General features: G+C 48.1%; 12 protein-coding genes. 3 read left to right on the forward strand and 9 right to left on the reverse strand.

Going from position 1 to position 13,937, the window contains the following annotated elements; genetic code table 11:
* Positions 1-19: 19 nt before the first annotated feature.
* Positions 20-925: an SDR family oxidoreductase gene (locus ACXHJ2_RS17780; protein ID WP_165080364.1), complete on the forward strand. Its 906-nt coding sequence runs from the start codon at positions 20-22 to the stop codon at positions 923-925.
* Between the two features lie 105 nt (positions 926-1,030).
* Here the strand turns inward: ACXHJ2_RS17780 and mmsB are convergent, their stop codons facing one another.
* The 5 genes from mmsB to ACXHJ2_RS17805 all read right to left on the reverse strand — a co-directional run bounded on the left by mmsB (position 1,031) and on the right by ACXHJ2_RS17805 (position 6,105).
* On the reverse strand, positions 1,031-2,194 hold the full coding sequence (gene mmsB / locus ACXHJ2_RS17785) for a multiple monosaccharide ABC transporter permease (RefSeq protein ID WP_165080362.1): 1,164 nt from the start codon (positions 2,192-2,194) through the stop codon (positions 1,031-1,033).
* Positions 2,178-3,728 (reverse strand): multiple monosaccharide ABC transporter ATP-binding protein, encoded by a 1,551-nt coding sequence (mmsA, locus tag ACXHJ2_RS17790; RefSeq protein ID WP_025678894.1) that lies wholly within the window; start codon positions 3,726-3,728, stop codon positions 2,178-2,180. The genes mmsB and mmsA overlap by 17 nt, the downstream gene beginning before the upstream one ends.
* 32 nt (positions 3,729-3,760) lie before the next feature.
* Positions 3,761-4,846 carry a multiple monosaccharide ABC transporter substrate-binding protein gene (gene chvE, locus ACXHJ2_RS17795; RefSeq protein WP_058829081.1) on the reverse strand — a complete coding sequence of 362 codons (1,086 nt, stop codon included), beginning with the start codon at positions 4,844-4,846 and terminating at the stop codon, positions 3,761-3,763.
* Positions 4,847-5,228: 382 nt separating this feature from the next.
* On the reverse strand, positions 5,229-5,555 hold the full coding sequence (locus ACXHJ2_RS17800; protein WP_165080360.1) for a nucleoside triphosphate pyrophosphohydrolase: 327 nt from the start codon (positions 5,553-5,555) through the stop codon (positions 5,229-5,231).
* A 46-nt stretch (positions 5,556-5,601) separates the two neighbouring features.
* Positions 5,602-6,105, reverse strand: a complete 504-nt coding sequence (locus ACXHJ2_RS17805) for a hypothetical protein (protein ID WP_165080358.1) — start codon at positions 6,103-6,105, stop codon at positions 5,602-5,604.
* Positions 6,106-6,315: 210 nt separating this feature from the next.
* Between ACXHJ2_RS17805 and ACXHJ2_RS17810 the strand changes: the two genes are divergently transcribed.
* Positions 6,316-6,663 carry a helix-turn-helix domain-containing protein gene (locus ACXHJ2_RS17810; protein ID WP_025678887.1) on the forward strand — a complete coding sequence of 116 codons (348 nt, stop codon included), beginning with the start codon at positions 6,316-6,318 and terminating at the stop codon, positions 6,661-6,663.
* A 43-nt stretch (positions 6,664-6,706) separates the two neighbouring features.
* Here the strand turns inward: ACXHJ2_RS17810 and hcp are convergent, their stop codons facing one another.
* From hcp to ACXHJ2_RS17830, 4 genes are all read right to left on the reverse strand, one after another.
* Positions 6,707-7,999, reverse strand: a complete 1,293-nt coding sequence (gene hcp / locus ACXHJ2_RS17815) for a hydroxylamine reductase (protein ID WP_017426382.1) — start codon at positions 7,997-7,999, stop codon at positions 6,707-6,709.
* 142 nt (positions 8,000-8,141) lie between these two features.
* Positions 8,142-9,443: a response regulator gene (locus tag ACXHJ2_RS17820; protein WP_165080356.1), complete on the reverse strand. Its 1,302-nt coding sequence runs from the start codon at positions 9,441-9,443 to the stop codon at positions 8,142-8,144.
* Positions 9,394-11,394, reverse strand: a complete 2,001-nt coding sequence (locus tag ACXHJ2_RS17825; RefSeq protein WP_165080354.1) for a cache domain-containing sensor histidine kinase — start codon at positions 11,392-11,394, stop codon at positions 9,394-9,396. The genes ACXHJ2_RS17820 and ACXHJ2_RS17825 overlap by 50 nt, the downstream gene beginning before the upstream one ends.
* 34 nt (positions 11,395-11,428) lie before the next feature.
* Entirely contained in the window at positions 11,429-12,436 is a 1,008-nt protein-coding gene (locus tag ACXHJ2_RS17830) for a substrate-binding domain-containing protein (RefSeq protein ID WP_165080352.1), read from the reverse strand.
* Positions 12,437-12,654: 218 nt separating this feature from the next.
* On the opposite strand from ACXHJ2_RS17830, the gene ACXHJ2_RS17835 reads away from it, so the two are divergent.
* A complete protein-coding gene (locus ACXHJ2_RS17835) occupies positions 12,655-13,878 on the forward strand; it encodes an acyltransferase (protein WP_165080350.1) in 1,224 nt (407 codons plus the stop codon).
* Positions 13,879-13,937: the final 59 nt, after the last annotated feature.

The raw sequence follows: 13,937 nt of genomic DNA on the forward strand, positions 1-13,937 counted from the left end.
TAAAAGAAGGGATTATTAAATGAATTGCCAATATCAATATCCTTATTATGGTACAGAAACCCAATGTAAAGAAGTTCCGATTGCTTTTCCTCCCCAGCATCAATATAGACAGCCGGGGTTGGAATACCTGGTGGTTCCACGCCCTATATTTGATAATCCAAAGTATATCGGCACGGGAAAGCTTCAGGATCGGGTGGCTATCATTAGCGGCGGGGACAGCGGCATTGGTCGCGCGGTTGCAGTGGCTTTTGCCAAGGAAGGAGCCGATGTGGTCATTGCCTATCTCGATGAGCATCGAGATGCTATGGAAACCCGTGATGTCATTCACAGGCTTGACCGACGTTGTTTGTTAATTCCGGGTGATCTAAGGCTAAGAAGCAACTGCTGTCTGGTTGTTCAAAAAACGATGGAAACCTTCGGTCGTATTGATATCCTCATTAATAATATGGGTGTTCAGTTTGTGCGCGAATCGTATCTGGATATCAGTGAACAGCAGCTTCGTGATACGTTTGACACGAATATTATTTCGTTCTTCCATATGACTACAGAAGCATTGCCGTATATGCGGGCTGGGGCAAGCATCGTCAATACGGCATCGGTTACAGCCTATGTTGGACAAAAAAACCTGATTGACTATTCAGCTACTAAAGGAGCCATTGTCAGCTTCACGCGTGCTTTGGCTAATAATCTGGTCGATCAAGGTATTCGCGTGAATGCCATTGCTCCCGGTCCGATCTGGACTCCGCTGAATCCGGCCACACAGTCGCCTGAAGTCATTCGTACCTTCGGCAGCAATACACCAATGAAGCGTGCCGGGCAGCCTTATGAATTGGCTCCTGCCTATGTGCTGCTGGCTTCGGATGACGGATCCTACATTACGGGCCAAACGCTGCATGTGAACGGCGGACAAATGGTGACGACTTAGTTGGGCTGGCTAATAGCCATAAGGCCTAACATACAAGCAAACCTCCAGCATCCACAAGTTAAGTGGGACTGGAGGTTTGTTTATTTTACAATATTGAATATGATCTTAGACTGATCTTTTGTTTTTGTTGTAAATATCGAAGGCAACCGCCAGCAGCAGTACCAAGCCCTTGATGCCTTGCTGCCAGTCAATACCGAGGCCGATCAGAGACATACCGTTATTCAGTACGCCCATAACCAAACCACCGATAATCGCTCCAAAAACCGTTCCGATCCCGCCGGACGCCGAAGCTCCACCGATAAAGCAAGCTGCGATGGCATCCAGTTCAAAGTTCGTACCCGCTCTCGGCGTAGCCGCGTTCAGACGTGCAGCAAAGATGAGACCGGAAATGGCAGCCAGTACACCCATGTTGACAAATACCCAGAATGTCACTTTTTTCGTTTTGACACCGGACAGACCCGCTGCCTTTTCATTTCCACCCAGCGCATACACATGACGACCCATAATCGTACGGTTCATGACAAAGGAGTATACCACGATCAGGATGAACAGCAGGACAAGAATGTTCGGTATCCCCGCATAGCTCGCGAGCATGAAGGTGAACAGATTAATCACAGCAGCCACTACGATCAATTTGAGTATAAATAACGCCTGTGATGGAACCTCAAATCCATATTTAAGCTGAGAACGGCGTTCACGAATTTCATTCACGATAAACCATACTGTAAGTGCAATGCCGACAATGATGGATACCAGGTTATAACCGGTAGCTGAGAAATCCGGCAGGAAGCCTGAACTGATTTTCTGGAATCCCCCCGGAAAAGGAGAGATCGATTGGCCTTCCAGCACGATCATTGTCAATCCGCGGAAGAGCAGCATCCCCGCCAAGGTCACGATAAATGCCGGAATACGTACATAAGCGACCCAGAACCCTTGCCATGCCCCAATTAACGCTCCGACCAGTAAAGCTGCAATCACAGCGACCCACGCTGGAAGCTGCCAATCGACCATCATAATGGCGGCAACCGCACCGACAAAAGCGGCTATGGAGCCGACGGACAAGTCAATATGCCCAGTGATGATAACCAGCACCATCCCGATCGCCAGTACGAGAATGTAGCTATTTTGCAGAATCAGATTGGTAATATTAATCGGCTTCAATAGCAAGCCGCCTGTCAGCACCTCAAACAAGATCATAATGACGACCAGCGCAATCATCATGCCATATTGGCGGATGTTACTTTTAAATAGTTTAGTTATGGTTTCCATGCTTCACGCCTCCTGACTTGGTCATATATCTCATCAACGTTTCCTGCGAAGCGTCCTCACGGCTAACCTCTCCGGTGATCCGCCCGGCATTCATAACATAAATCCGGTCACACAAGCCCAGTACCTCTGGCAGCTCGGACGAAATAACCAGTACCCCCTTACCCTCAGCAGCAAGTCGATGAATAATCGTATAGATTTCATATTTGGCACCCACATCTATGCCGCGTGTTGGCTCATCCAGAATCAGAATATCCGGTCCGGCAAAAATCCATTTGCTCAGTACTACCTTCTGCTGATTGCCGCCACTCAGATTACCGGTTTTCTGTAAAATGCTCGGCGCTTTGATGTTCATGCTTTTTTTCATTTCCTCTGCAACGACGACTTCCTCCTGCTCATTGACCACAGCACCCTTCGTCAGCTTGCTCAGACCAGTTAACGAAATATTGCGCTTGATATCATCCATTAAAATGAGGCCATACTCCTTGCGATCCTCCGTCACATAGGCAAAGCCATTGTTAATCGCGTCCGTAACCGTGTTGTTCTGGATCGGCTTACCGTCCTTAATCAGTTGACCCGAGATATTGCGTCCGTATGACTTGCCAAAGATACTCATCGCCAGCTCGGTCCGTCCTGCTCCCATCAGCCCGGCAATACCGACAATTTCACCGCTGCGAATATTCAGATTTACCTGATCCAGCACCTTGCGGTCTGCATGATGCTCGTGATACACCGTCCAATCCTTCACTTCCAACACAACTTTGCCAATCTTGGCATGACGCTCTGGATAACGGCTGGTCAAATCGCGTCCAACCATCCCGCTAATGATCCGATCCTCTGTGACCTCATCCTTTTTCATATCCAGCGTCTCAATCGTCTTCCCATCTCGCAAAATCGTAATCGAATCCGACACCTTTGCGACCTCATTCAGCTTGTGGGAGATGAGAATACAGGAAATGCCCTGTTTTTTAAATTCCAGCATCAAATTAAGCAGATTTTCACTATCATCCTCATTCAATGCCGCTGTTGGTTCATCCAGAATAAGCAGCTTTACCTTTTTAGAGAGCGCTTTCGCAATTTCGACCAGCTGTTGCTTGCCGACCCCGATGTTCGTAACCAATGTATTGGGATTTTCACTCAAACCGACCTTAGACAGCAGATCGCGTGTCCCCACAAAAGTCTCTTTCCAATCAATCACGCCGCCGCTAGCGCGCTCGTTGCCCAGATAAATATTTTCCGCAATCGAGAGATACGGGATCAATGCCAGCTCCTGATGGATAATGACGATGCCCAATTCCTCACTCTGCTTGATATCCTTGAACTCACACGTTTTGCCTTGGAAAATAATATCCCCTTCGTAGGTTCCATGCGGATATACACCGCTCAGTACCTTCATTAGCGTCGACTTGCCCGCACCGTTCTCGCCGCACAGCGAGTGAATCTCGCCTTCCTTGACCTTGAGATTTACATTTTCCAATGCCTTTACGCCAGGAAAGGTTTTGGTAATTCCCTTCATTTCCAAAATTATTCCAGTCATGGGATACGCTCCTTTCAGTTGGATTCTTACTCTTATTTGAGACCAATTTGCTCTTTGGTGTAATAGTGACTGCCGACAATATCCTTCTCCACATTCGTCCGATCCACCGAGATAGGATCAAGCAAGTACGCAGGAATTACCTTTTTACCGTTGTTATAGGATTTAACGTCATTCACTTCCGCTTGCTTGCCCTGTAAAATGCTGTTGGCCATCACGACCGTTTGCTCAGCCAGCTTGCGGGTGTCCTTAAATATGGTTTGGGTCTGCTCACCAGCCACAATAGATTTAATTGAAGCCAGTTCTGCATCCTGTCCCGTGATGATCGGCAGTGGCTTATTCGCAGATCCATATCCGACCCCTTTCAGGGATGAAATGATACCGATGCTAATGCCGTCATACGGGGAGAGCACCGCGTCCAGATTGGCCCCTGAATAGTAGGCACTCAGCAGATTATCCATCCGCGACTGTGCTAAAGCTCCATCCCATCGCAGTGTAGCGATCTGCGCCATCGTCATCTGTTTGCTGCGCACGACCAGCTTACCTGAATCGATGTATGGTTTAAGTACGGACATCGCACCATTAAAGAAGAAATAGGCGTTATTGTCATCCGGCGATCCGCCGAACAGCTCGATATTGAAAGGGCCCTTGCCATCCTTGAGACCCAGCTTTTTCTCAATATATGCCGCCTGTAGCACGCCTACCTTGAAGTTATCAAAAGTCGCATAATACGTCAGATACGGTGTGTTGCGAATCAGACGGTCGTAAGAAATGACTTGAATCCCTTGGTCGTGTGCCTTCTGAATTACATCCGTCAGCGTGTTTCCGTCGACCGAAGCGATGACCATGACATTGACGCCCTTGGTGATCATATTTTCGATTTGGGAAATTTGATTTTCCACCACATCCTCGGCATACTGTAAATCCGTTTTATAGCCTTGCTCCTGAAACAACCGAACCATATTCTCCCCGTCCCCTACCCAACGCTCGGACGATTTGGTCGGCATGGAAATACCCACATAGCCTTTTTCCTTGCTGCCCGTTCCACTCTCCGCCAGGTTGCAGGCCGAAAGCATCAGGGCCAAAATCAGAAGCCAAACGACAACAGCTCCTTTTTTCATATGAAGTTCCCCTTTCCTCATGTGATGCAGGTCATTTGAAGGTAAGGATTTTGTAAAATCCTCAGGTCAGTGCTAATTAGACTAAAGTTAGATAGCGCTTACATAAGTGAGGCAATGAGCACCTCTCCTTTTTTTATGTGCAAACACATGGTATCATTCCAGGCCGGGAAAGGTCTTTGCAGGTTTTGAACTTTTTTTATAAAATTTTAACCTTTGTGATGGGGGAGGGTATTACTTTAATAAAAAACAATGAGGGGCAATGGAGGGTAGTTGCAATTGATTGAAAAGCTATTTTTAGATGCGGAGCCAACAGCTTTACCCCGGAGGCATGTTGTATTCCAGCTATAAGCTCATCCGCTAAGTTATCCGAATGAGCTTGACGTTAAACTTCATCGACATCAATTAAGAACACCCGCTCCTGGAATCCGCCTCGGGCCTCGGCTTTGTCCGCCCGCAGCTTGTCCAGCTCGGGTACATTCGCTCCATGTACTTCTGCCAGCGCTCGGATGACTTCCAGCATATCCGCCAGCTCTTCCAGCGCATCCTGATCTTTGTCCGTTGCAAAATATTCCTCAGTCTCTTCACGAAGCTTCGTTCGCAGTTCCTGCTTATATTCCTCTGGGTCCAAAATGCGTGTCCGACATTCCTTGCCCTGAGACATAATGATATGCGGAATCCGGTCCCGCACCAGCTTGTTGTATGTAGGCATATCAAATAACATCCTTTCTGATGTGGAGATTAAAAAATTTAACAATTTAATTGAACGGGTTTTCTTTAAAAATAGACGGATACCTCTTCGATGGATTAGCTACAATGCGCCGCGACAGACGCTCTAGAATAGAGTCTGTTTTATAAAGCAACATGTCTACTTCCTCCAGCTTCATCGTCTCCCTGGATGCTTCTTCCTCTCCGGAAACCAGATAATGCACGGTGCCCATAAACAGCACCACATCTAAACACGGCTCCGCATCCGAGCGAATTAGCCTGAGCAGATCGTTCATGGATAGGCTAGTGGATAAAGGTATGATTTGATTTCGATGCACATATATAGCCTTCGCCATAGAAAACATGGCACGATCACAAAGAATGAGGCAGTTTAGCCATTGATTATGGTCACGCATCATCTGGGCAAGCTTGATCTGGTATTCGGCAAGCTTTTGAAAATCCAGCATGCAATTCAATATGTGGGTGTCGCTATACTTAGGCAATTTGAAATCAGCTTCACTATGTAGTTGGTTGCTTAAGGAGTAATGTTTCATGGGGGGAATCAACTCCTGAATTAGAATTTCATAAACAGTGTGAGCAACGTAGCATATCAATGGACCACTAAAATGTATAATTTTCTAGCTATCGGACAAGCTTCATAATGAATATTACTATATAGTAGTTTTTAATTCAATTTACTTACTAACGCATATTAATTAGATGTAACTCTTTCTCTACACTTCTAACTATAGAGAGGTGTATTCATGTCAGAACTTTTAGAATTAGTCGGTACACGTATCCGAGATATTCGAAAGTCCAAAGGGCTTTCGCAAGAAGCTTTAGCCGAACAAGCAGGATTCAATTCGAGTTATATTGGTTTCATCGAGCGTGCGGAGAGAAATATATCTTTGAAAAATCTGGAGAAAATAGCGAAGGCATTGAACGTGGGCGTCTATCAATTGCTTACATATGTGAAGGAAAATGATGAGCTTACCGAAGAAGATTCGAGTATAAAAGCCATTTTGTCTCTCCTAAGAACTCGTGAATCCAAAGATACTGAGCTGGCCTTAAAGATTCTTACGGATATATTTATTAGAATGGATGAACGATGAAACAAAAAAAAGGAACTGCACTCTGCAGTTCCCTACCTACCTCTTAAGACAACGCCAGCATCGCTTTCATATCTTCCTCTGCGGTCGTAATTAGCTTCAAGCCAAACATCTCCACCAACACATCCAATACACCAGAAGAAATAAACTCAGGCGGTTTCGGTCCGATACGAATATCCTGGATGCCAAGACTGAACAAGCCTAGCAGGATGGCAACCGCTTTTTGCTCAAACCAGGACAGCACAATGCTGACAGGCAGCTCATTCACTGTGCATCCGAAAGCATCCGCTAATGCCAGAGCGATTTTCACAGTAGAACCCGAATTGTTGCATTGCCCCAAATCAATATAACGCGGAATGCCAGTATCTCCAACGGTGCCGTAGTCCACATCATTAAAGCGGAACTTACCACAAGACGTGGTCAAAATGACCGTGTCGTTCGGCAAGGATGTAGCCAGCTCGCGGTAATAGTTACCGCCTTTGCCTGGTGCGTCGCAGCCTGCGATGACGAAGAAACGGCGGATATGTCCGTCTTTAACTGCCTGAATGATCTCAGGTGCCAGCCCAATGACTGTCTCATGATGGTATCCTGTCGTAAGCACCTGTTCAGAGTCTACATCTGCGGCTGGCAGAGCCAACGCGCGTTCAATCAGTGGAGAGAAATCGTCGTTCACAATTTTGGCAACACCCTCCAGCCCTGCTACTTCATAAGAGAAGAAGCGGTCTGCATATGTGCCTTTAATCGGCATAACACAGTTCGTCGTGGCAAGAATTGCACCCGGGAACTCTTCAAACAATCTGCGTTGATCGTACCAGGCCTTGCCGATATTGCCCTTGAGATGTGCATATTTCTTCAACGCCGGATAACCGTGGGCAGGCAGCATCTCCGAGTGAGTGTAGATATTGATGCCCTTTCCTTCGGTCTGACGCAGTAATTCTTCCAGCGCGTACAAATTATGTCCGGTCACGACGATGCATTGACCTTCGATTTTATTTTGGCTGACGGTAATCGGCTGTGGAATGCCAAAACGATCCGTATGCGCACGATCCAGCACATCCATGATCCGTACAGCTGCATTTCCGACCTTCATCGCCATCTCCAAATGCTCTTGTACATTAAAGTTAGAATTGGTTAAGGTCATATATAACGCTTCATGCGTGATCCGATCCACCTCAGGATCGGTATATCCCAACTGACGAGCATGTGTCGCATAGGCAGCAATCCCTTTTAATGCAAAAATCATTGTATCTTGCAAGCTTGCTACCGTCTCATTTTTCCCACATACTCCGATGACTTTACACCCGCCGCTCGGCGTCTGTTCACACTGATAACAAAACATATCGTTTTCCTCCAAATATTGATAGATATTTGTTCGTTATCTACAGGGTAACAAACCCCTGAACGTGCTGGTGTGATTACACACACACTTTTTAGTACAGATTATAATGAGACGGTGCAGGCACTTCGCAATCCAATCATTCCTATTCCGACGAATTTTCCTGAATTCCCCCGCCCTTACGGTACTGCACAGGGGACACGCCCATGGTCTTTTTAAAAGCAGTGCTAAAATAATGCTGACTGTCGTATCCCGTACGTTCTGCTATTTCAAGCACAGATAACGTCGTAGAGTCCAGCAGCTGTGCTGCTTTACGGATACGGGCACGCGTGACGAGGGTCACGAAGCTGTCGTTGAGCTCCTTTTTGAGCACACGGCTGAGATATACAGCGGACACCTGTAGACGCGAGGCCAGAGCTTCCAGCGTCAGCTCCCGATCGGCATAACCTTCCTGAATAAGCTGCCGGGCCCGGCGTACGATGGGAGATAGCTGCGATTCACCATATACCCGATCCCGGCTCACCCGGTACGCATCGATTGCGCCTTCCAGCCCACCCGTGTTGGGCTCCACATGTGTGTGAACCGCTATATTCAGATAGCGTCCAATGGCCTGCTCTATGGAAGCACCGATCGTCTCGGGTGCCTCCTGCCACAGGCATATGCCGATCAGCCCGTTCGCATCGCGGAACAACACATGCGATAGGTTCTCCAGCAATTCGCCAATAATATTTTCTGCGGCGAAAAGAAACAACTGGCGATCATTCTCGCGCATAATCGTCTGCCGCGCCTCTGCCGCTGGCCACCGTACCACACCGATCTGAGCAGGTGGCCGGGATGGAAGACGTAAAAACGTCAATTGCTCCATAACGTCCTTTCCCGTGTGCTGTCCTTCCAGCCATTCCAGGCAAAATCGCTGGCGCAGCAGCGGAATATTCCGTTCAATCTGCCCGGCGGCTTGTTCTACATAGGCGGCACGTTTGTACTCCTCGTCCAGTCGCTGACGAAGGCGCGACAACGCAGCGTGAAGCTGATTTGCATTTACCGGCTTCAGAATATAATCCTCTACGCCAAGTCGGACAGCCTCCTGCGCATAAGCAAACTCATCATGCCCGGAAATGATCAGGCAACGGCATTCCGGACGTTCTTCCCGCAGCCGCCGAATCAGTTCAATCCCATCCATGAACGGCATATTCATATCGACCAGCAAGATGTCGATGCTAAGCTGATCAACCAGCTCCAGCGCTTCTTCACCGTCCTCGGCCTCGGCTACAACCTCCATGCCCAGAGCTGCCCAGTCCAGGCAATCCCGAATCCCCTCACGAATGATCGGCTCATCATCTGCGATCAATAATTGATAACATTTGGCCGTGGCTATGCTTACTTCTGGTATGGCCTGGTCAATCAGACTCGCCGTTGTCGCGTTGTCTGTTCCCTTGAATTTCGTCATCCTGACCCTCTCCTCTGTCATAAGGCTTCTTCAGTTGCGCCATATCCAGCAGCAACGGATGAGTGATTGTAACGCAGGTACCTGTCCCTTCTTTACTGTCCAATGTAATTCCATATTCCTCGCCAAAAGACAATCGGATACGCGCTTGTACATTCAGCATGCCGTAACTTCTGCCATTTGTACGAACACCCTTTTGTTTCTGTCTTCCTTCCATCGCCTCCAGTGGTCTTTCCAGCCATTCACGCAGCTCACACAGACGTTCCGCCGTCATCCCTGCACCGTCGTCACGTACCGACAGCAGCAGCTTGCCGTCCTCGGCTTTAGCTTCTACCCAAATTGTGCCTGGACCGCGTCTGGCCTTAATACCATGGTAAATCGCATTTTCCACTACAGGTTGAAGCATCAGCTTCAATACAAACAGATCCTTCAGCTCGTCGGGAACATTCAATTCCCAGCGAAGTCGATCACGATAACGGGTTTGCTGGATTTGCATATAGCTCGTGATATGCTCAACCTCAGAGCGCAGCGGAATAAAGTCATCCCCTTTGCTGAGTCCAAGGCGGAACAATCTCGATAACGCCCCCACCATGTCGGATACGTCGTCTGCTCCATTTTTCCGAGCCATCCAATGAATTGTATCTAGCGTATTGTATAGAAAATGCGGCTTAATATGCTCTTGGAGACTGCGCAGTTCGGCATCCCGTTTTTGCCGTTCCCTCAGTTCACTAAGCAACATGAGACGGCGGATCTGCTCCAGCATCCGGTTAAAGCTACGGCCCAGCATTCCGATTTCATCCCCGCGCTCACTCCACTGACGAACCGTAAGATCCCCTGTCTCTGCCTTACGCATATAAGACATAAGCCGGAAAATCGGCTGCGCGATGGAACTGGACAATCGCAAGGATGCCGTTAAACCAAACAGACATACAATGAAAACAAAACAGACGACGTAGAACTGAATTTGCCGCACTTCCAGTGTAGATTCGCGTGCCGGGAATACTCCCACTGTTCTCCAGCCCGTGAACTCGGAAGCCTGGAACATGAAGAGCAATTCCCTACCTCCGGCTTCACGGGTAAACATTCCGCTATCCTCTGTCCCGAACCATTGCGGCGGAATGCGCTCAATCAAAGGCATATCTGGCATATATACACTGCGTCCCTTGGCATCTGTCACCATGACATACCCGCTTTTGCCCAAGGTTACATCTCTGGCGGCTTGCGACACAGCCCGCAGCTTGAGATCGATCATAATCACACCCAGTACATGTCCTGTCTCTGGGTCCGTGACCGAGCGAACGACAGAGACAATTTCACTGTCCTTATACCGGACATGAGTGGTCACATTACGGTGACTTGGCTGTCCCAGCACAGTGAATATCCCTGCATGCTGCGCCGCCTGTGTGTACCAGTCTTCTTCCGTCAGGCTGCGCGTGCTTCGAGCATACATTTCATTGCTAATATAATCGCCTTTTTCGTTCACGATCAGAATCCCGGCAATTTCAGGATATAAGGTGGTAAAGCCCTGCAAAAATTGCTTCATTTTATACAGCGTATCCTGCTCCTGTACGGAACTTACTGCCTGCTTGGAGCCAGGAGCCTGGTTAAGGAGAGGCTGCTGTGCTTGCTTCCCTTGATTTTCTGGCGTTGCACCACTTGTATGACCCGCGTGGCCATCGGCCAGCGTCCGCCCTTTCCAAAACTCGCCAATATCAGGGTTAAAGGCAACCAGATACGTCATGTTCTGCAAATTTTCCATTTTGGTATCCAGTGCTTCGTTCACCTTGCCAATCAACTGCATCGTATGATTTTCCACCTGCCGCTCAATAATCCGTTCCACCGTCCAATTCACCAGCAGGCCTAGTCCCAGCGAAGGCACGATGCCAAACAGCAAGAACAGCACCATGAGCTGATAACGTAAAGGCATATTACGCAAGCGAAGCCGTGGCATCATTTGGTGCAATCCTAAGTAGAAACGCTTCCAAAATTTATTTTGCATAATAATCATCTACATTCGCTTGGGTGACGACGGAAATCCCAGTATCTACCCGCACGGGCAGCGGAGTATTGTCTCCAGAGGATGAAGGTGCAGGAATCGTCAAATGATGATGCAGATGGAACAGATATTGAAGTGACCAATAGCCCATATTCCATGTCCCTTGGGCAATTGTGGCCGAGATCGTCCCATCACGAATCATATCCAGTGTCGCTTTATTCGTATCAAAAGAAATAATCTTCAGCGGATGACTGCTTTTTTGGCTCAGTGCTGCCTCACCCACACCTGTTCCTCCGGTGGCTTCGGTCACAAAAATACCCGCCAGTTTCGGATAAGCTTTCATTAGCCTTTGCGATTCATCCCTAGACACCATCACGTCAGCACGACCATCTACCACTTCCACCACCTTCATGGCAGGATATTGCCGCTGAATGGTATCGCGAAAGCCGCGCGAGCGTTCCTCATGATTTTGCTGCCCAGGCAGTGTGAGAACAGCGACTTGGCCTTCACGTCCCAACAGCTCTGCCATTTTTTCCGCAGCGGTCACGCCTGCCTTATAATTATCTGTGCCCAAAAAAGTATATGCCCGGCTCCCCGGCGCTCCGGCGTCAAACAGCACTACAGGGATGTCGGCATCCAGTGCCTTATTAATGACCGGGATCAGGGAGTGAGGATCAATCGCTGATATGGCAATGCCTGCGGGTTTACGGGCAATCGCCTGCTCAATGACCGTCGTCTGCTCCTGTGCATCATACCGGGTAGCCCCCCGATACTCCACTGTCACCCCCAAGGCATCCCCAGCATCCTCGAAGCCCTTGAGCCCGCTTTTCCAATACTCCAAACCGGACTGGAACGTAATCATCATATACGTTTCTCCGATACTGCCTCGTAGCCCTTTTTCCTCCCAAGCTCCATTCAACCGCCCGGTTTGTTCATATCTGAACACATAGAGAGCAAAGGCTGCAATCAGCAGCATGTACACCAGCAGCGTTTTCTTCATCCTTCCTCTCCTCTTCCTGTGCGTATCCTTAAGTTATAAATTCACTTTAATTTATTCTGGTTTCACTTAGATTGTAAACGCAATCATATTAAATTGGAACTACTTCGCTCTTCTTACTTTCAGGTGGCGTTAATCCTGCACTAATGTTTCTACGTTACAATACCTACAATTGTGCTAGGGAAAACATGTGCGAATCTTGAGGAAAAGGAGTGATATGGATGAGCAAGCCACGTATTGCGGAATGGACAGAACTACGGGGTCTTGCCTACCTCGCTGTCGTGCTTCAGCATTGCATTGGCGAATATATTTATCGCAGCGACATCCAACAGCCGGATTCCGTTATGCTCGCGATGCTGTACCATTTGACACGTTTTGGCACACCCACGTTCGTCTTCCTGTCTGCGGCGCTGCTATTTTATAATGGTAACAAACCGATTGGCTATTCCCGTTATATTGGCAGACGGTTTCGAGATATTTATGTTCCTTTTCTCTGCTGGACCATTGTTTATTGGGTATGTACTCAGAACTGGTCAACAGCGCAGTGGGGAAATATATATTTTTACAAAGGCATGTTTGAAGAAATGATCATCCCCGTCAGCGGATATCATCTATGGTTTGTGGTCATGATCTTTCAGTTTTATATTTGGTTTCCTTTATTTGCAAAAGCAACCGAACGGATTCGGACGCTTCTACGTCGTTTTAGCACCAAAAGGCGCAAGCAGCTTGTTTTGGCTGTGATGCTGATTGCTGCTGTGGCTTATGCGTTGCTGTTACAATGGTCCTACTATGACATGTCTGCATGGAGCGCTTGGTTGCCATCCTTTGGACAGACCCTGTTAGATTACCGCACTTATAACTTTGTTATGTACTTTTTCTATTTTATGCTGGGCGCAGTATGCGCCTATATGACGGACACCTGGCGGGGATTGGCCCAACAGACGTTGCCGTGGAATGTATTTATCTTTATTGGTCTGTTCATGCTCATGGGTCACACGATGCTGATCCAGTCTGGCGATACGATCAATCTCAATATTTCTACTTATCTGAAGCCAAGCACCTTCGTGCTGATTGTCTCGCAGTTGCTTTTGTTGTACGGACTGCTGCTTCATTTGCAAAAAGACCCGCGTACCGAGCCGTTTCGCCGTATGCTTAACTGGATTGGACGCTACTCCTTCGGAGGATATCTGGCCCATGCACTCGTGCTATCCTTCATATCCTATTACACTCGTCCGCTTGCACTGGGTGATCATCATTTTACAGCTACGCTCATTACGTTTGTCGTCGTGGCAAGTGTTTCTCTGGGCATCAGTTGGCTCTTTGCCCATCTGCCTGGCGGCAACTGGATTGTTGGTTCCAAAGGTAGACAGCGCTTGAACTGGCGACTTAATTTTCAGTTCCTCTCCTCCAAACGTGCTTCCAAAAGCACACAGGAGCTTGGCTAATCTTCTGCTTCAGCGTTCAATATGGGGGATTCGAACACCCTCAAGGACTTTCGCAGGGC

The sequence above is a fragment of the Paenibacillus sp. ALE3 genome (genome assembly GCF_054113405.1).

Excerpts from the sequence above, each read along its gene's own strand:
- ACXHJ2_RS17780 (WP_165080364.1), top strand. The coding sequence starts at position 20 with ATGAATTGCCAATATCAATATCCTTATTATGGTACAGAAACCCAATGT.
- mmsB (WP_165080362.1), bottom strand. The coding sequence starts at position 2,194 with ATGGAAACCATAACTAAACTATTTAAAAGTAACATCCGCCAATATGGC.
- mmsA (WP_025678894.1), bottom strand. The coding sequence starts at position 3,728 with ATGACTGGAATAATTTTGGAAATGAAGGGAATTACCAAAACCTTTCCT.
- chvE (WP_058829081.1), bottom strand. The coding sequence starts at position 4,846 with ATGAAAAAAGGAGCTGTTGTCGTTTGGCTTCTGATTTTGGCCCTGATG.
- ACXHJ2_RS17800 (WP_165080360.1), bottom strand. The coding sequence starts at position 5,555 with ATGCCTACATACAACAAGCTGGTGCGGGACCGGATTCCGCATATCATT.
- ACXHJ2_RS17805 (WP_165080358.1), bottom strand. The coding sequence starts at position 6,105 with ATGAAACATTACTCCTTAAGCAACCAACTACATAGTGAAGCTGATTTC.
- ACXHJ2_RS17810 (WP_025678887.1), top strand. The coding sequence starts at position 6,316 with ATGTCAGAACTTTTAGAATTAGTCGGTACACGTATCCGAGATATTCGA.
- hcp (WP_017426382.1), bottom strand. The coding sequence starts at position 7,999 with ATGTTTTGTTATCAGTGTGAACAGACGCCGAGCGGCGGGTGTAAAGTC.
- ACXHJ2_RS17820 (WP_165080356.1), bottom strand. The coding sequence starts at position 9,443 with ATGACGAAATTCAAGGGAACAGACAACGCGACAACGGCGAGTCTGATT.
- ACXHJ2_RS17825 (WP_165080354.1), bottom strand. The coding sequence starts at position 11,394 with ATGATGCCACGGCTTCGCTTGCGTAATATGCCTTTACGTTATCAGCTC.
- ACXHJ2_RS17830 (WP_165080352.1), bottom strand. The coding sequence starts at position 12,436 with ATGAAGAAAACGCTGCTGGTGTACATGCTGCTGATTGCAGCCTTTGCT.
- ACXHJ2_RS17835 (WP_165080350.1), top strand. The coding sequence starts at position 12,655 with ATGAGCAAGCCACGTATTGCGGAATGGACAGAACTACGGGGTCTTGCC.